Source organism: Calidifontibacillus oryziterrae, from assembly GCF_000331575.1.
Classification (GTDB): domain Bacteria; phylum Bacillota; class Bacilli; order Bacillales; family Bacillaceae_J; genus Calidifontibacillus_A; species Calidifontibacillus_A oryziterrae.
Genome location: NZ_ANOK01000010.1, coordinates 1 through 17,980 on the forward strand (window position 1 = coordinate 1; position 17,980 = coordinate 17,980).

Annotated in this window: 19 protein-coding genes and 2 pseudogenes; 7 read left to right on the forward strand and 14 right to left on the reverse strand. The window is 34.7% G+C overall.

Translation table 11 applies throughout. The annotated features are described in order from the left end of the window. Positions 1 to 191: 191 nt before the first annotated feature. The 5 genes from istB to D612_RS0107985 all read right to left on the reverse strand — a co-directional run bounded on the left by istB (position 192) and on the right by D612_RS0107985 (position 5,090). Positions 192 to 929: an IS21-like element helper ATPase IstB gene (gene istB, locus D612_RS0107965; RefSeq protein WP_017754948.1), complete on the reverse strand. Its 738-nt coding sequence runs from the start codon at positions 927 to 929 to the stop codon at positions 192 to 194. Beyond that, positions 929 to 2,428, reverse strand: coding sequence for an IS21 family transposase (gene istA, locus D612_RS0107970; protein ID WP_017754949.1), 1,500 nt, complete (start codon positions 2,426 to 2,428; stop codon positions 929 to 931). Before istA ends, istB begins: the two co-directional genes overlap by 1 nt. Positions 2,429 to 2,676: 248 nt before the next feature. Continuing rightward, positions 2,677 to 3,189 carry a hypothetical protein gene (locus tag D612_RS0107975; RefSeq protein ID WP_017754950.1) on the reverse strand — a complete coding sequence of 171 codons (513 nt, stop codon included), beginning with the start codon at positions 3,187 to 3,189 and terminating at the stop codon, positions 2,677 to 2,679. 169 nt (positions 3,190 to 3,358) lie between these two features. Beyond that, complete coding sequence (locus D612_RS0107980; RefSeq protein WP_017754951.1) at positions 3,359 to 4,492, reverse strand: NERD domain-containing protein; 1,134 nt, start codon at positions 4,490 to 4,492, stop codon at positions 3,359 to 3,361. Between the two features lie 34 nt (positions 4,493 to 4,526). Continuing rightward, on the reverse strand, positions 4,527 to 5,090 hold the full coding sequence (locus D612_RS0107985) for a site-specific integrase (RefSeq protein ID WP_017754952.1): 564 nt from the start codon (positions 5,088 to 5,090) through the stop codon (positions 4,527 to 4,529). Positions 5,091 to 5,738: 648 nt separating this feature from the next. Here D612_RS0107985 and D612_RS0107995 point away from each other — a divergent pair. Beyond that, positions 5,739 to 6,218 carry a DNA-directed RNA polymerase subunit alpha C-terminal domain-containing protein gene (locus tag D612_RS0107995; RefSeq protein WP_017754954.1) on the forward strand — a complete coding sequence of 160 codons (480 nt, stop codon included), beginning with the start codon at positions 5,739 to 5,741 and terminating at the stop codon, positions 6,216 to 6,218. A gap of 388 nt (positions 6,219 to 6,606) precedes the next feature. Here D612_RS0107995 and D612_RS0108000 read toward each other — a convergent pair whose 3' ends face one another. Genes D612_RS0108000 through D612_RS0108015 form a run of 4 tightly spaced genes read right to left on the reverse strand, consistent with a single transcriptional unit; the run spans position 6,607 to position 9,081 of the window. Beyond that, a complete protein-coding gene (locus D612_RS0108000) occupies positions 6,607 to 6,936 on the reverse strand; it encodes a DUF6527 family protein (RefSeq protein ID WP_154649466.1) in 330 nt (109 codons plus the stop codon). Between the two features lie 10 nt (positions 6,937 to 6,946). Beyond that, positions 6,947 to 8,362, reverse strand: coding sequence for a HesA/MoeB/ThiF family protein (locus D612_RS0108005; RefSeq protein ID WP_017754956.1), 1,416 nt, complete (start codon positions 8,360 to 8,362; stop codon positions 6,947 to 6,949). A 3-nt stretch (positions 8,363 to 8,365) separates the two neighbouring features. After that, complete coding sequence (locus D612_RS0108010; protein ID WP_017754957.1) at positions 8,366 to 8,770, reverse strand: E2/UBC family protein; 405 nt, start codon at positions 8,768 to 8,770, stop codon at positions 8,366 to 8,368. 2 nt (positions 8,771 to 8,772) lie between these two features. Next, positions 8,773 to 9,081: a multiubiquitin domain-containing protein gene (locus D612_RS0108015; protein WP_017754958.1), complete on the reverse strand. Its 309-nt coding sequence runs from the start codon at positions 9,079 to 9,081 to the stop codon at positions 8,773 to 8,775. A 266-nt stretch (positions 9,082 to 9,347) separates the two neighbouring features. Between D612_RS0108015 and D612_RS18685 the strand changes: the two genes are divergently transcribed. Both D612_RS18685 and D612_RS18990 read left to right on the forward strand, forming a co-directional pair. Then, on the forward strand, positions 9,348 to 10,481 hold the full coding sequence (locus tag D612_RS18685) for a helix-turn-helix domain-containing protein (protein WP_017754959.1): 1,134 nt from the start codon (positions 9,348 to 9,350) through the stop codon (positions 10,479 to 10,481). Between the two features lie 382 nt (positions 10,482 to 10,863). Further along, positions 10,864 to 11,756, forward strand: a pseudogene (locus D612_RS18990) (IS110 family RNA-guided transposase); the annotation flags it as partial. A gap of 183 nt (positions 11,757 to 11,939) precedes the next feature. Here D612_RS18990 and D612_RS18690 read toward each other — a convergent pair. Both D612_RS18690 and D612_RS0108040 read right to left on the reverse strand, forming a co-directional pair. After that, positions 11,940 to 12,338 (reverse strand): hypothetical protein, encoded by a 399-nt coding sequence (locus D612_RS18690; protein WP_017754960.1) that lies wholly within the window; start codon positions 12,336 to 12,338, stop codon positions 11,940 to 11,942. Between the two features lie 140 nt (positions 12,339 to 12,478). Next, positions 12,479 to 13,015, reverse strand: a complete 537-nt coding sequence (locus tag D612_RS0108040) for a hypothetical protein (protein WP_017754961.1) — start codon at positions 13,013 to 13,015, stop codon at positions 12,479 to 12,481. Positions 13,016 to 13,371: 356 nt separating this feature from the next. On the opposite strand from D612_RS0108040, the gene D612_RS18060 reads away from it, so the two are divergent. The 4 genes and pseudogenes from D612_RS18060 to D612_RS20145 form a co-directional block, all read left to right on the forward strand. Next, complete coding sequence (locus D612_RS18060; RefSeq protein WP_017754962.1) at positions 13,372 to 14,013, forward strand: recombinase family protein; 642 nt, start codon at positions 13,372 to 13,374, stop codon at positions 14,011 to 14,013. Positions 14,014 to 14,045: 32 nt separating this feature from the next. After that, positions 14,046 to 14,333, forward strand: coding sequence for a transposase (locus D612_RS0108050; protein ID WP_017754963.1), 288 nt, complete (start codon positions 14,046 to 14,048; stop codon positions 14,331 to 14,333). Beyond that, positions 14,330 to 14,887: an IS3 family transposase gene (locus D612_RS18065; protein ID WP_154649467.1), complete on the forward strand. Its 558-nt coding sequence runs from the start codon at positions 14,330 to 14,332 to the stop codon at positions 14,885 to 14,887. Before D612_RS0108050 ends, D612_RS18065 begins: the two co-directional genes overlap by 4 nt. An 18-nt stretch (positions 14,888 to 14,905) precedes the next feature. Further along, positions 14,906 to 15,061 (forward strand): annotated as a pseudogene (locus tag D612_RS20145) (integrase core domain-containing protein); the annotation flags it as partial. 289 nt (positions 15,062 to 15,350) lie between these two features. On the opposite strand, the gene D612_RS0108060 reads toward D612_RS20145, so the two are convergent. The 3 genes from D612_RS0108060 to D612_RS0108070 are packed head-to-tail and all read right to left on the reverse strand — an operon-like array spanning position 15,351 to position 17,364. Then, positions 15,351 to 16,547 carry a type I restriction enzyme HsdR N-terminal domain-containing protein gene (locus tag D612_RS0108060; RefSeq protein ID WP_017754964.1) on the reverse strand — a complete coding sequence of 399 codons (1,197 nt, stop codon included), beginning with the start codon at positions 16,545 to 16,547 and terminating at the stop codon, positions 15,351 to 15,353. Between the two features lie 21 nt (positions 16,548 to 16,568). Continuing rightward, entirely contained in the window at positions 16,569 to 16,934 is a 366-nt protein-coding gene (locus D612_RS0108065; RefSeq protein WP_017754965.1) for a hypothetical protein, read from the reverse strand. Next, entirely contained in the window at positions 16,912 to 17,364 is a 453-nt protein-coding gene (locus D612_RS0108070) for a DUF6884 domain-containing protein (RefSeq protein WP_017754966.1), read from the reverse strand. The genes D612_RS0108065 and D612_RS0108070 overlap by 23 nt, the downstream gene beginning before the upstream one ends. Positions 17,365 to 17,980: the final 616 nt, after the last annotated feature.

A 17,980-nucleotide genomic window follows, 5' to 3' on the forward strand; every position in this document is an offset into this window, starting at 1 on the left:
GAACATTGATACTCCAATAGTTCTCACATCAAAGTTAAGATAACCGCATTTTGTTGGTAGGACCCCATTTATAAAATAAAGGATATTTTTTTACATTTATTTTTCTTCATTAAAGTGTACCTGTTTTTTGCAAGCAAAAAGTGCAGAAAAATGCAGCGAAATTTACATAGGCTTGCAGCTTGATTTTTACATTAAATCCCAGAATCTATTTTGACGGTGGAAAGGGCATTTTTCAATCGGTAGCTTTCCCCTGTGAACGCTATGACATGTGCGTGGTGCACCAATCTGTCCACAAGGGCAGAAGTCAGACGGTTATCCCCAAAAACCCGATTCCACTGGCCAAATTCCAAATTGGAGGTTACAATCACACTCTTGTGCTCGTAACAGTCTGCAATAATGTGAAACAATAATTCCGACCCTTGCTTTTGAAAAGGGACGTATCCCAATTCATCCAGTATAAGCAAATCGCACTTCTCAATCTGCCGTTTTAATCTCTGTAAGGTGCCTTCTTTCATCGCTTCTTCTAATTGTCCCACCAAATCAGCCACCCTAAAGAAACGGACCTCAAATCCCAGTTCACATGCCTTTACCCCTAAAGCTGTTCCTAAATGCGTTTTTCCTGTGCCTGGCGTCCCCATAAGTAGTAGATTCTGTTTTTCCTTTATAAAGCTAAGGTCACAGATTCCCTCTTTCGAGGTGGTCGCTGGTAAGTGCAACTGATCTGACCATTCATAATCCCTAAGCCATTTAAGCTCCCTAAATTTAGCCTTTTTTATCAGTCTAGCGATTTTGGTGGTTTGCCTGGAATTGACTTCAATCGATAGAACATCACGCAAAAATTGTTCTTTGCTTTCAAAAGGTACTTCCTCAAATTCCTCGATAATATGGGCAAGGTGGAGTGTTTTACAAATGGCCTTTAAATCGGTCATCAGGAAACACATCCTTCCAAGGAAGGACAAAGCCTTTTATCATAAGTGTGCAAATCTGTTTCGTAGTTAAGCAGAATCTCAGGCGTGTGTACTTCGGTTAATGTTTCTGGATAAGTAGTTTCCTTAGCTTCTAGGATATACCCCAGTTCATGTGGTTCTCTTTCAAGCCGGTCTTCTGTTTCCAAAGACGAGTGGATATCATCTAGTGTATGCTTCTCCAATAATTTTTTTATGCCCTTAACCCGTGATCGGGTTTCCCCCGGGTGTATCGTCAGATACGCTTGAACCCTTTCCGGTAAATAATTAAAGAACCGTGAATACCTGACAGACCGTGGCTTCTTCTCCCAATCTATTAAAATATCATTCCACGGAATCGCTCTTGTCGTATTCATATATGGGCGGTCTTCTTGGTAAACAATTTCCCCATCGCTCGTAAAACAGGTGAATCGATCCCATTCCATTTTGAGGACTAATGCTTGTTTCATTCTCGCTTTGTGGATAACAAATTTATCACCGTCAACTTCAATTTCCCCATATTTTTTAACCTTTGCGGATTTTACTGAATAAATCGGAAGATCGGTTAAAGGCAAGGCTTTCAAGTGCTTTTTATCCTCTTGCCAAAGCTCATCAATTAACACATTCTTATCATAGTGGAGACGTTGCCGATCCTTTTCCATCTCATCCTTCATCCAGTCCGCTAATTGTGGAAAACTCTCCATAATTAGTGCTGTTGTAAACAGGTTATTCCTTGTATAACCTACCTTTTTTTCCACATTTCCTTTCTCATGCCCACTTGCCGGATTGCATGGCTGCACTTCAAAACCGTAATGGCATTTGAATCTTAGAAATGCGTCAGTGTAGGTCCGTTTGTCTCCTTTGCCAATTGAAATTACTGCTGCAGCCAGGTTATCAATGCGTAAATAGGTTGGGACCCCTCCAGCCTGATGAAACAACTGCTTCAACCCTTCTAGGAAACACTCGGTATTTTCTCCCGGAAGAGGGTATCCAAATCCAGCATTACTGTGTGGAAAGCTCAGGATTAAGCCTTTGATATCTTTATAGGCTCCGTCCTTTACAACAGTCATGTTTCCAAAGTCCACTTGTGCTTCACCCGGAGGGTGTTCTAAACGCTCATGTCTTTCAACCTTAGCTGCCTTGAGTTGGGGATTTCGGTGCTGGATGTACTCGCATACGGTCCTATAGGATCCTCCAAAATCATGATCATCTCTAATATCTTCGAAGATTTTCTTATTGGTTCTCCGTTCTTTTCTCTTGAGTTTCATGTCCTCCTCAAGCCAATCGTCAACAATTTGCCCGAACCCTTCTTCGTACATCATTCCTCTTTTAGTGAACTTGAGGGTTTCTTCAAAATTTTCTCCGTCAGCGTATTTCTTAACCGTCCTCCAATTACAACCAGTTTTTCTTGCAATTTCATTTATTGACAAGTCTTCTTCTTCTCTTAAATGTTTGATATAATCTACTTTAGGCATTGCTAGCATCCTTTCATGTCCCCCCACTGTTATGATCTCTCAATCAATACAGTATGGGATATTTTAGGGGCTGGCAAGCCTATTTTTTATGCAGTTATGTTCTGCACAAATTCCCCGCAAACCTCTGTACTTTTATTTTGCAATAAACATGTACCCTCAATTATTGTGATAAAAATAATATTATTGCCTAAAGTTATGTATAGGTTTTTGCTTATCAAGTTTTTAAACAGCAATACATTTATTTAGAGAAAAAATTTTTATTTAGGTGAACATGCTCCCCCTCTGAAAACTTTAACAGGGTATGGATTTTTTATATATTTACTATTATTAATCTTTTTTCTTCTTTCTTTTTTTAAAACATTTAATTCCTGACTTGTAAATCCTTTACCTGATTCTCGAAATTTTACTCTTATTTGTATAATTAATACAAAACCGTCTAGTTCTTTACTAAAACTATAATTATAAAACCTGTTCCCAGGTTTGTTCTTCACCTTTTCAATTTTATCCTTGTTGAATACTACCTCAAAATAACCATTTCTATATGAAATTTTTAGTTCCGAATCGTATAAAGAAAAATCTTGATTATTAAGTATAATATTTTCCTTTATAGAATCTTTAACTTCCAAATAACAAGTAAAATAAAAGTCATCTATTTGCTGCTGTATCTTATATCTCTTTTTTTGTTCAGGACTAAATTTTATCATATTCCAAGTGATAACAGTACTCAGAGAGCCCACATTAAATTCAGATATGTTAGCAGAGAATTCCATAGCCTTTTCCACCTTACATTATTTATGTTTAATCACAGCGATTCAAAAATATTCAACAGGATAAAAATACCTCTTTTAGTAATAAAGTAATACCGGAAATTCTTCATATTATTACGCCTGGAAATAAGTATTTACAATATCTCTCTTCTAATACCTTCTAATCAAACTCTTAATAAGTTTCAACTTTTGATATATTTAGTTCAAGTTCCCCTTTATATTGTTGGAGTTTACCTTCGAATAGAAAGCTGTCCCCCTTATTAATGAAAGGTACTTTAATATCTTTAAAGATTATAGCGTTGATCGTGTCTTTACCGTCAGATAGAACTAGAAATTTAGTACCACTATTCTTATCATAACTAAAGTCAATAACTTCTCCATATAGTCTAACTGTATCATTGCTATTTTCAATAACCGGAGCATTAGTATTAGGCAAATCTAATGGTGTTTTTACTTGATTGTTCCAGTAAAATAATAAAATGCCAACAATAACTACAATTGATCCTACTAATGGCCAAAGATTAAAATTTTTCTTATTTGAATCTGTTTTAATTTCTTGCTTAGCTGTATACAATCGCTTTTGATGCTCAAGCATTTGCTTTGTCTGTTCAGCTAATTCTTTTACCTCATTAGCAGCTTTATTTACCTCATTCGTTCGCTCGACTAACTCTAATTCATTTTCCGAAATTATATTTTTAGAGATTCTGACGTGCCTAACAAATTCCTCTATTATATTCAATGATATACCTTTTGTATTGAATTTTGTTGCTAGAGATAATCTTTGATCCAATTGAGATGTGAGTTGGTCCCTGAATAGATGATATTTGAAAAAATCATCCATATTACTTTCTGTCCAAGTACTTGTAGAGGATTCTATACTCTCACTCGTAAACCCGTAATGAATAACAACACATCCAATCAATTTGTGTGGATCTCCTAAACTCTTATAATTGGAAAGAAGATATCCTTTTAAATCATCTAATTGTTTTCTCACCTGAGATAATGGATTGGTTGTACGATCAAATATCTGTATTGAGCCATTTGATTGAAGAGAATTTATATATTTAAAAGACCAATTTTTCACTTCAATAAGTCTAAATCCATATCTTGGAGAAATTACTAAAAAGTCAGGCTCATATTTGCCAATTATAGGATGAGTTATTATATATGTATCATCTGGAAGAAATTTAGTTAGTAAATCACCTACTTCAATTTCAGCTGTTAACCCTTTTAGCTCATTTCCAGAGACATGAGCTAATTTCTCTAGTTGATCTAGAATTGAATCTCTTCCAATAAACTTACCCATGAAAATCGCCCACCTACCTATTTTTACTGGATTTCTATAACGCAAAATCCTTCAATGCCCGTTCCATCATATCATCATTAATCCCTATATACCGCAATGTAATTGACGGCGCTGAATGACCAAAAATCTGCTGCAACATCGCTACATCTTTCGTTCGTTGATAAAAATGATATCCAAACGTCTTCCTTAATGTATGTGTCCCGATCGGACCAGGTACTCCAACTGCGGCAGCAGCTTCATTAATCACGCGCCAAGCACTTACTCTCGTTAATGGTCCTTCTCCTTTCCGTGACACAAACAAATAATCGGAATCAGCTAAGCTCCGAGTATATTTTTCTATCTCATTCTTTAATGCAACTGTCATTTTTACTTTTCGAAAGTTCCTAGTCTTCTTTTCACGTATCCGAAGTATGTCGGTATATTTCACATCCATGACTCTAAGCGGTAAGATGTCACTGATCCGAAGCCCTGAATTAATTCCAAAATTAAATAGGAAGTAATCGCGGTACGACTTATGCAATAAATACTCCTTCATTGCCCGAATTTGATTGGGCTCACGGATTGGTTCTACACTATGTTGTCCTTCTCTTGTTGTCACAATAACCCCTCCTTAATTCATACACTTTTGACATATTGCTACTTCTGCGCCTCTACCATCCCAATGAGAAACCCAGGAATAATGCCCGTTCTTTCCTTTGTTATCGATAACATTTGTTTGAAAGTTATGAGCTGATACATAACTGCAGTCCACCTCATGGATCTTCGTTGGGAATGCATTATCAGTAATTATAAAAAAACACCTTCCTTGCGATTTTTAATTCTTTAAATCTTGCTAAGTTTTTTACCGGTTCCATCATCTTAACTTCGCTTCAAAACGTTAAATTGAATGTAACTTTTAATTCAACATGTTACATCGTAATTCCTTCCGAAGTCATGAAATAAAAAATCCCCTTATACTTAAGGAGTTTCTGCTAGATTTATTGATATTTTACCAATGTAACATAATGGGAAATTTGTTACATTAGTTATTAATAGTATGTAACTTTAACACTAATTGTATCTCAAAAAAACAGTCTTATTATTATCTAATAGAAAAAAATATTCCTAAAAGAATATTTATATATAAAATCGTAATTATATAAAACGATGAATATCAATATTGGCTATATTCGGCTGAAAATGGCATTATAACGGATTTTATCAGTTTTTCTTTCATTGATATAATCCTCTAAAAGGAGGGGTATTGATGCGAAGAACTAATTTTATCGAATTGTTATCTGAATTATTACCAAGTTGGATTGATATACCAATTATAGAGGTGGAAACTTACTTATTGAAATACGAACTTAAATTTGAAGCAGGTGACGCAAAACGTATTGCATATCAAATAAGTAAAGGGAAAAAAATCCGAAAATTACCACCATATATTGATTTAAAACACAGCATTCTATTAACTAATATCCTTAATAGTGCTGCTACAAGTATTAATGAAAGGAGCACGGAAAAGAAACTTAAGGTGAGAAAACAGACGGTATTTAATGAAGGCTCTGAAATTCGAGTATCAAAAGAACTAAAAAATGCTACGAAGACAGCTTTAGAACGTGCCGGGATAACAACATTTTATCATTTGGCCACATTAACAGAAGAAGATATTCTTAAGATTAATGGAATTGGTATAGGTAGCTTGAAAGATGTTGAGAAGTTATTGGAGAGAAAATTCGGTTAGAATCGCAATTTTCCCCATAGATTATACCCTATTGGGATTTAATGAATGAATCAAATAAATATATTATTGATGAGCAATAGAGTGATATTGTTCATTAACTACCACAGTCATCTAACTGGAAATTCCAATTATAAAAATGTCAATCTCCAGACCGACATTTTCCCTAAAAAAACAGACCTGGTTTCCTAGGTCTGTTTTCCTTGTTTAATTTCTGTTCAGAGACAAAAAAGACTTTTACTGAGATACGAATAAAATACGCAAAACACCGTTCCTTTTTTGGAACGGTGTAACAATAAGTTGTATGCTGGTTTTACATTTTTTTGGTACTGATCCATCAATAAAAAGAGCATTGCTGCCCTCTTATTTTTTCACAATAAATATAGTATTTCTAATCACACCACTTTATCCTATTATCTCTAAAAAAGAAATGACTTTTACATCCCTTCGTTCTCCAAATAGATGGACTAAGTGTTGTCCCTTGCGTACTTCTTTCAACTTTCCAAGATGGCGTATCGTGTTTAATCAAACTGAGTTGAATTACATCATCACAACCGCAAGGACACTTTAGAGCCGCAAGCCAAGGATCATCCTTTTCACCGATAAGATAAAGCACCTTTTTATCTAAGAACGTAGGCAGTTCATCATAGACCACAACACTGTATTTATTTTTATTAAAAAAAGAAAAGAGACTTCGAAAAATTGTTTTAAGTAATTTCAAGTGACCACCTCTATTCATAAAAGATTGTATTCAACAAAGGCTCCATATCTCCACGACCCGTATACCTTGTTAAGACAGGACAATTCTCAGAATCTTCCTTTTCATATCCCAAATAGTTATTAGTTAAGCTCATTCTGACACAATCAATATCTTCATTGGAATCAAGGCGAATATCATGTATTCTACAAAGTAGTTCATTGACAGAAAATGATGCCATTAAAGTGTTTACACTAATTACGGCTGGACGGTCTTCCCTAATTCCTTTTATATATCCTTCCTTGACGTTTTGTTCATATTGTTTAGGATTTGTTCTTTTTAAAACTTCATCTCGTAACTCTTCAGAGCTATAAACACCACGAGACAATAGTGAAGACCCACCTGGTTTTAAATAATGAACTATCCCACTTATCCGATTTATACCACCTTTGCCGTCTGCATCCAGTTGTACTCCAATATCAAAATAAGGAATGGAATAAAAAGTGCTAATTTTATTCAAAAGGTCCCTTCCTTCTATTGAATCCATACAGCCGAATAATACATCACATTGAGCGAGTCTTCGTATGACATTCTTATCATTTAAACTGAATGGACATTTCAAAACAATGGTAGGTAGTCCTGACTTTTCAATCGCATCTCCTAAAACATCTACCTTCTTCTTTCTGTGTTGAGCATCAGATAGGGTTGAATTATAGATTCTTCCCAAATTGTGTTCTTTAACCACATCATCATCAACTAGAACAAGTTTACCGACACCTAAGCGGTAAAGCTGTTCTACAACTGGGCTTCCTGTTCCAGATACTCCAACAACTCCAATAGTAAGCTTACTTAACATCTTAGTTGTTCCTTCTCCAAATGCCTGTAGAGTTCGTAGATTCAAATCGTTCTCTACTGTTTTAACCTTTTTATCTATAAATGAAGGGTGTTCCCAAAATAGAATATCAGACCCAACCACCATTACAGATTGAACAGGTAAATGGTCCCCATTTGAATCAAATGCTCTTGCAAATATTTGACCATCTGGTAGCATAACTGCACTTAGTCCTGGAAAATCAGTATCTAGCCATTCACCTATTCTAGGAAATAATTGTTCATCAGATATATCATCCAATTCTGAAAACTCTTTAAGACCAGTCGGATGGCTATGAATTTTTAAAATTACAAAAGATTTTTTCTCTGCTCTTTGGATTAAATCTGGTAGATCTTCACAAGACCATGTCACTTTATGTGGAGTACGAACCTTACATTTTTCGAAAGGTACTGGGTAAATTTCATGGATTGAAATAACTCGTTCAACACTGTTTCCATGTTGATAAAACCCAACCCCACATAGAGCCAATGCCACTGCTTCTTTCCCGTCACCTGGATATAAATGATGGAATAGAGCCCCTTGTTGGGGACTCGTCATCCTTAATTTAAATTGTTTCATAAATCAACCCACCCTCAATGGGTTTTTGTCAAATTCTCTTTGTAACCACTCTTCAATGACTAAAATGTGAGTTGTAAGACTGTGTAAACCTGGCTTCCATTGATAATGTCTCGACCATCGTTGGTATATGACCCCACAAATATTTTGAGATACATTAGCTTGTCCTATGGAAATGTTATCCTTTCGATGTAATGCTGGGTAAAAATAAACCATATCTAATTGGCTTGTTGGATAACCACTTAATATCTGAATGGCAGCTGTCACTTTAGTTTGGTTGTATCCATTAGGAACAGGAAAATTATTGATTAATAACCATCTATTATTACCATCTACAATGGTTTCCCATTCCCATTCACTGGAATTAAGAAATTCAATGTCTTCTTCTGGTAAAGAAAATTCTCTTCTCATTCTTATCCCTCCGTCGCATCAAGAGGAATTGTTTCGAATCTTTCGATTCCAGGCTTTGACAAATCCACAGTTTCATTTATACCAATTGGTTCTCTTGATCCACCGTGGAGTTTTTGATATAACTTGTTTTGATTTGGGTTAAGGCCAACTTTTTCTAAAATTTCACTACCTGTTACCAATGCAATATTTGACTCACCAAATACTTTTCCTACACGAAACCTATAAACAACACCTTCTTTTGGAGGATTTTTTCTTTGTTTAGCGTATTCCTCCAAATCAATTACCTCAGTTTGCTCTGTTTGATTTTCCATAAAAATCTCACTCTCCTGTCATTATTCAATGACAGTGTCCCTAATCGAAGTGTTGATTTATGAAATCCTTTTGTGTAAAATAGTTATTAAGTTGTACAGGAACACTATCATTGTTTTTTAAAAATACCTTGCGGTCCAGGCAAGGCATTTTTTTACATTTAATAATAACACTTCGATAAATTAATAATAACATTTGTTAATTTCATTGTCAATTATTTTCCTATTATGTTATTATTATTATAACGATATGACAAGAAGGGGCAGTTATGGACAACTTAATTCAAACCAGAATTAAAAGTAGAAGAAAAGAATTAAAGATGACACAATCAGATCTGGCTAAAAAAGCAGGTCTTCAACCACCTGCAATAAGTCAATATGAATCAGGTGTAAGAAGCCCCTCTTTTGAAGCCTTAAGAAAGCTTTCAGTAGCCTTGGATGTTTCCACTGATTATTTGATGAATGGAATTTCATCAACATCCAGTGATCAACATTTCGATTATTTCGAGAAAATTTTATTAAAACTTATTCAATCAATTCCTACCTCAAAAAAAGAGAACTTATTGGAGTTTGCAACATTCCTAGCTACAGAAAGAAATATTAATACAAAAATGGAATATGATGATCCATCTGACTATGCAAATTCACTCTTGAACAAATACGGATGTGATTTGCCAATTGACTTAGAGTCTTTAACCAAAGAACTCAAGATTAAAGTAATTGAACAGGAACTTGACGAAGGAGAGGGTATTTTAATCCAAGGTAACCATCCTATCATTCTTTTAGATAATAGAAAAAATATTTATCCGTCTCGCAAAAAATTTACTTTAGCCACGTTATTAGGGCATTTTGTAATCCCTTGGCATATTAAATCAAGTTATATTAGTAGAAAATATAACGAAGCTGATAAACAGAATGACAACCGGATAGGACACTCCACTTTATTAACAGAAGAAATTGAGGATATGGAAGCACAGAATTTTGCAGCTAATCTTCTAATGCCCTTTAACGAAATTTCGAATGATTTTATTAAGGTTGATACCTCTTTAGAAAATCTGAAATCATTAGCTGAGCAAAAATATCATATTTCTCTTTTTACTTTGTTAAATCATTTGGTTAAGCTCTCTAATGGAAAGTACGCTGTTTTACAGTCTGAAAATTATAGGATCATTAAAACCTTTCAAGGAAAATATTCATTAAAATCAGAATTTGTAGACCAACAAAGTAAAGCCTCCAGCTTTTTTTCAAATCCTAGTACGAAAGAAGAAATAAGAGAAGGAATTGTACCTCAAAGTTCTTGGTTAAATGATATTGATAAAGATTTAACAGTTTATGAACAATCAATTTATAATCCTGACTTTGGTAAAGTTTTGACCTTGCTTACAATTAACGAAAATAAATGATTCAATTATAATAGCTGTATTCGGCAATCAAAAAGTACTGTTTATGGCATTATATTTTTAAAATGTAAAAGCCGAAAATATACAAGAAATGAATAAAAACTTACATACTTTCGGCTTATTGATATTTTTAGATATTGAATTAAAGCCCCCGTTCGTAATATAAGGTTAGCCAGATTTTTCTGGTTGACCTTTTTCTATATGGTCTTATTATAACGGTAGTCGGGGTAGAACGTCGCCCCCGTGGGACTTGATCCCGTTAGCTAAACTGTTCACCCCCTACTTGTATAAACATGTTTCAGGCTGGTTGGGACAACGACCCCGTTTAACAAGCGAACCTATGACATTACAAGAAGCCTTTAGGGGATACCGACTAATATTGTAATTTAAAAAGGAATTAGAGCCATTTAAAAAGCGAGGAATTCAGTTATTAAACCTTCGTAATCTTACAAGTCAACACGAAAATATTACAGGCGTTTTGATTCAAACTAAGCTGCAATTTCAGGCTATACTTGATCAGGTATTTCCTGAATATCGAGGGGTTTTTGGCGATCTGTATTCTGTGGTATCACTTTTAATGTTACAAGAGTTTCCGTCATCTGAAGACATATTAAAAGCTAGTGACGAAACAATCTCGAATAAGATCAAGGAATTATGTAAAAGTCGCTCATTCAGATGGGCAAATGAAAAAGCTCTAGAACTTAAAAGGCTGCAGCTCGTAATCCTTTTAAAAAGACAGTCTACCAGAGTCATATATTAAGCTTAGGTATGTACATTAACATTATTCTTCAATACAAAGAGCATCTATCAAGATTAGAGTCAGAGATAGACGCTCTCGCAAAAGAAATCGAAGAATATAATATTATCAAATCCATCCCCGGTATTGGAGAAAAAATCGCCGCCACGATTATTTCTGAAATCGGTGAGATAGATCGATTTAACCATCCTAAAAAGCTTGTAGCCTTCGCTGGTGTTGATCCTAGTGTATTTGAATCTGGTAAATTTAGAGCTACCCAAAACCGCATTACTAAAAGAGGATCAAGTAGACTTCGCCATGCCTTATATATGGCAGTTCGTTGTGCCATTCGTGATTGTCGAAAGAAGAAAACCACAGATGAAATACTCCCTAGAAACAAAAGAATGCGGGAGTTTTATGATAAGAAACGCGAAGAAGGAAAGCCTTTTAAGGTCGCTGTCATCGCTTGTGTAAATAAGCTCTTACATTGGATTTTCACCTTATTAAAAAACAAAGCAACTTTCCAAGATATAGCTTCATGACTATATCCAACTAAATAAAACAAAACCTTCCAGAAGGTATATAACGGAAGGTTATTTGTCATGCGCTTTTTTAGTGTATCATCTTTGATTTAAATTTTTAATTGAAAATTATTGACAAACTATTAGCTGGTTTAGTGAAAAAACCGACTGCTCTAATTTAACAATCTCCTTTGTGGCTTAATATTACAATAATTCAACCGCTGGATAACTTCGATTTATAATTTTATCATTGACTTTTCCAACCTTAATTGATGTATTGGATATTTCTCCGTTAGAATATCTATCTATTATCAAATTTTCACTTGTCTGTGGCTTCCCGTAATAATATCTAATAAATTCAACACAAATTGATTCTTTAATTGTCAATTCTTTATGATTAAAAATTATTTTATTTGGATTCCATATCTTTATTAGTTCACCAGCATCAAATTTGATTATCAATATGCCATCATTGAAACTACATTCCAAAATTTTATGGTAATTATCATAAGGTCTCCCGAACCACTCTCCATAAAATCGTAATGTTCCTCCAGGCTTTTCATCAAGATTATTAATTATTTTTACAGCTTCATCTGCCTCCATTAAATAACACCTCTTTTCTATATTTCTCGGTATCCCTTCTTAACTAAATGCTTCAATAGTTAAAGAAGCGACAGCTTCGTTTCGCTATCGCTCCCGTTAGCACAATGAAATATTTAGTGTACAAAGGTTGTTCATTGTATTTAGGGATTCAGTTTTTTAATATCATCATTCTCTAACTCACCACCAGGAGGAATAGGTACTATCTCGTCTAAAGATGGTTTTTTTCCAGGTGGTATTGGTTCAGGAATGTATTCTAATACATAAAAATTATTTGCTACAATTGACTTAACACCTTTTGCGGAAACCATATAAATTACCTCTTTGTGATCCATTTGATACAATTCTATTTCTTCATCAAAACCTCTTATGATGCCAATATATTTTGGTTTCTCATCATTCTTTTCGTCAAAAAATTTTAATCCTTTATTATCCAAATCCATTGCAGTATTAATAATTTCTATAATATCTTGGATTTCTTTTTTATTATCTATCCTTTTAAACAGATTAATCTCATCCACTAACTCAATATGTATTTCGTTTGGCACATTCTCTATCCAAACCTCATTATTATTAATTATGTTTATCTCTTTTTGTGTAGTTTCATTACCTATAGAACAACCAGTGAGTAAAAAGAATACAAATAATCCACCTATGAAGATCTTTTTCAAACAATTCATTAAAAAATCCCTTCTTTCAAATTCATTACATTATACTCCATTTTACCATAAAATCCCTATCGGTCTTCTTAAAGTAACCTGCTCGTTACTTTAAGTGAAAAAATTCACAAACTTTAGGTTAATTTTATCAAATCAGAGGACTTTTTGGAATAAAATATCCATTTCAGTAAGATGGTCTTAGTGCGCAATAGCCGCCTATTGTTCATCTTTGTCCCATATGATTATCTCAATAGGGTAGACTCTATTGGAACAAAAAACAAGATCAGTATTTTCGATACTTTAGATCGTCCCAATTACATATTCCAAAATTAAGTGGTATTATTAAATTAATAACCTCAAACTTGGGAGGCGTTAAAGTGAAAAAAGGATATGCACGTGTCAGCACAGTAGATCAAAATTTAGATCGTCAACTTAAACAATTAAAGGATGATGGATGCGAAATTATTTACGAAGATAAAGTAAGTGGAGCAACGATAGACCGCCCGGAGCTTCAGAAGATGCTTGATGAATTAAAGCAAGATGATGTGGTAATCGTTACTGATTTAACTCGAATTAGCCGAAGTAGTAGAGACTTATTTGATCTAGTGGATCTTATCAAAGGTAAAGGCGCGTTTTTAAAGTCGCTAAAAGACACCTGGCTCAATACAACGAATGATAATCCCTATAACCAGTTCTTGCTAACGGTTATGGCTGGAGTAAGTCAGTTAGAGCGCGATTTATCAAAAATGCGTCAAAAAGAAGGTGTCGAAATCGCGAAACAAAAGGGGAAGTATCGCGGACGAACAAAAAAATACACTGAGAAGCATCCTGGTATGAATCATGCATTAGAACTCTACGTACAAGGTGGTAAAACCGTAAAAGAAATTGAAGAAATCACAAAAGTTAGTCGATCAGCATTATATAGAGAAATTAAGAAGAGAAACGGACTAGACTTAGATTTATTAGAGAAGTTACAAGAATCTGATGCTAGACTAAAATGTAGACACAGATTGTTATAATAAAAATAGAAACTATGACGAGGTGTGTCTAAATGGCTAAAGGTAAACGGTACGACGAAACATTTAAGAAAGAAACGGTAAAGTATATCGTTGAGAATAACAAGCCAGTGGCTCAAGTAGCTAGGGAGGTAGGCGTTAACGAAAACACTTTACATGGTTGGGTAAAAAAATACGGACAGCAGCCTGAAATAAAAGCTGTACAAACATTTTCTACACCAGATGCTGAGCTAAGAGCTATGCAAAAACAAATACGTGATCTACAGGCGGAAAATGAAATTCTAAAAAAGGCCATGCACATCTTCACGAAAAACCAAGCGTGATTTATAGATTTATTCAAGCCCACTCTGATGAACAGGCTGTGGCGAAGATGGGCAAAGTTCTTAAAGTATCATCAAGTGGCTACTATAAATGGATCAAAAATCTGAACAGTCCTCTTTCTGAGAAGGATGCCTATCGTTTAGAGCTCCAGCAGAAGATTAGTAAGTCCTATCATGAAAGTTTTGGAACATACGGTAGTCCTAGGGTGCATTCTGATCTTCTTGACTGGGGATATATCATTTCCCTAAAAACAGTAGCTCGAATGATGAGAGAAATGGAATTAAAAGCTATACCAACAGAAAAGTTTGTGGTTACTACTGATTCCAATCATGACTTATATATTTATCCTAACCTTTTAGATCGCCAATTCAATGTTGAGGAGCCTCATCAAGTCTGGGTAACTGATATTACGTATATTTGGACACTTGAAGGATGGGTTTATTTATCATCTGTCATGGATTTATTTTCTAGAAAAATTGTAGGGTGGAATATGGCTTCCCATATGAAGAAAGAGTTATCCATTCAAGCGTTAAATATGGCGATTGTTACAAGGTAGCCTGGAGAAGGATTAATTCATCACTCGGATCGTGGTTCTCAGTACTGTTCGCATGATTATGTTGGTATTTTGAGAGAGAAAAAATTTCAAATCAGTATGAGTAAAAAAGGCGACCCGTATGATAATGCTTGTATAGAATCGTTTCACGCAACTATCAAGAAAGAGCTAATTTACAGGTCGACCTTAGGAAACCAATCACCGAATCAATTTGAGAGAATTCACCAACAAAATGAAGTGGAAAATATCTCATAATTTACCCTTTTGGTGTTAGAAATAGTCAATCATGCTTTTCGATTGACTATTTCTAACACCGGACCAAACGAAGCGAGGTAGTGGATTTGTTTAATAGTGTCTCAAATTTTATTGTCCACTTTCTTGACAGAAGACCAATTCGTTCTTCCCTAAAAAAGTTGCCATTAAATGTCACAGCCTTTCAGCATCTGCAAAGTGAAAAACATGAAGGTTATTTTTTCATACACAATTTTCTATATTTATCACGGATTAGCGCGTATTTAATAAGTCTCCCTAAGAACTGTTTTGTATTTGCTTGTTTAATTGTAATCTCTTTGGAGTTGTCAAATTTCCCCAATACAATTCTATCATCTTGAACTAAGTCTGGTGCCATCTCTCTCAAAAAATTCACAACATCTTCTCGCTTAACTGCACCTTTGTTTCCAACTGTTAAACGGCCATCATGAGTAATTGTATACTCATTTCCATGAACAATCAGATTCTTATCTAAGTTTAACTGTAATGAATTGTGGCTACTATCATAGTCGTCAATCGCAACAACTAAAATGGTATAACCTTTTGAATTCCCAAACTTGGGGTGATTGGTTGCTTTCATTTGTGCAAAAGTCCCAATACTTATTACTTGATGGTTCCCTTGTTCATCTTGTAAGACAAAGAAGCGATAATATCCATGCCAACTTCCGCCTGCCGCATTTCCAAAAGATGTAAACCTTATTCCGCCATCTTCAACAATGTTTACTCCAGAAAGATCACAAGGCGATAGTCTTACTTGATCATCTTGAAAAAAGCCCCCTAGGTTAACGATAAACGGCTGCAGTTCCATCTCCGTGTCTTCACCAAGCCATCCGTTATGTAAAAATTCATCAATTACCATCTTGGAACGAATCTTCTTAAAATCCGGTCTTTTCCAAGGTTCTTTTGGTACTAGATCATATTTTAACTTCTTTTTATCTATTAATTCCAAGTAAGTAGGCGTATCAGTGAGAGGACAATACCTCTTTTCTGATTCAACCCAATGTTCAAATTCTTTTTTATTCCCATTTGTAAGTAAAATTGTATCAGCCAACACTATATTGTCATAAGAAACGGCTTGTTCAAACACATCGTCCGTTAAGGGAATGGTAGGTGCTTTACACTCCACAATAAGGACCGCAACCAAATACCCATCCTCATCTATTCCACTGACAATGATATCTGCTCTTCCTTTTGCCCCTTTCTTAAAATAAGACATGGGAACTTCTATTTCAATTTTGTCTAAAGGTACATTCATTTGGCTTGTTAGAAACTCGATAGTCGATTGTCTTACCTCCTCTTCTGGGGTGAGCACAATCAGTTTTTTTCGCACTTTACACATGATACACTCTTGCCCATCACGAATAAAGGTTTTGAGATTTGATGCCCTTGTCATTTCTTATCCCCTACCAAATTTTTACTTTAACACATGAACAAATGCATTACTTCTAACACGTTTGTGATAACCTTCAACTAGATTCATTAACTTTACCATCAATTTTTGTTCTTCCTCACTACCATTCTCTAATTTTCGAAACCACTGCTTTAAAACAGCCTCAGTGTCTACACCCGTTTTCCCTTTTCCTCGGTCGTACCTTGATGTATTCATGTTTTTATAACCAACGTATTTTGACGGACCGAACAAATCCAACTCTTCAAGGTAGTACCAATGTTTAAACATCGTTAATTGCGAAATAACGTCTTCTCCTGCCGCCAAGTCCTTGTTAAACTGCTTAACGTTTTCAATAACTTCATCTAATTTAGTAACTAATTCTGCTTCCACTTTTTACACCTTCCCCTAAAGCATCTGAATAGAATTGTAGTTGCTCGCCTATTTTCAACCCCTGCATAGGCGAATGACAAATAAATCCGTCTTTTTCTAAAATCGGAATAACAAATTCCCTGTATTTCGAGCCCGCATAAAAATCAAACTCGCAATCTTTCATTTCTTTAAGTTGATTGTAAACACGATTGGACCACTCTTTACGTTCTGACACTTTCATAGTCAACAGCGATACATCATAGGGCTCTATAATTTCTGACTTATCTAATAGACCATGTTTGGCCGATAGGATAAACCACTCATCGTAATTCTGACTTTCTATGTATGTTCTAGCCTTTTGAAATAAGGTGGACGTCATGTACATTTCCTGTGCTTCACAAGGATACGAATGCTTGCTCTTTGTACAACTGATTAAAGCGACTCTTTTCAAGATCTCCATCTCCTTTGATAAGTTCAATGAATCTCGTGCTATTTATTTTAAGATTCGATTGGAAAATTTCCCTAATGAATAATTTCAACATATTTTCATACAATCCTTCATTTTCCATCAATTGTTGACCTAATCATAAGTTGGAAAGACTCCTGTAAAGTTGGATACAAAACGCAGTTGTTTTTAGTGAGGTACGATTCATTTCATTTATACCTGGAATACGGGATTAGTAACTTCTAATGTAGAATGTCCTAATAATCGTTGTAGCCTTAAAGGATATTTCATTACTTGATTTCACTTGCTAATTCTCACCCACAATTTCTATGTGTAATTCATTTAAAAAAATAAATTACTTTTAAACAGAATAAATTATTTTATAGTCTTATATTACGAAAAAATAAAATTTATATATTCTGTTATACTTCATATTCAAACATCCTAATAGAAACTAAATGAAAAAATGCCATAAAAGTCTTAAAAAAGATATCCTTACCTCTAGAGGAAATAGTAGTTTAAATCTTACTTGGAAGAACGTTAGCGAGGACGTATTTAGTCGCGTTGTTCCAGCGGGGTCCGAATTTTCTTTTTAAAAACCGTTAAACCCTTTATATATCTG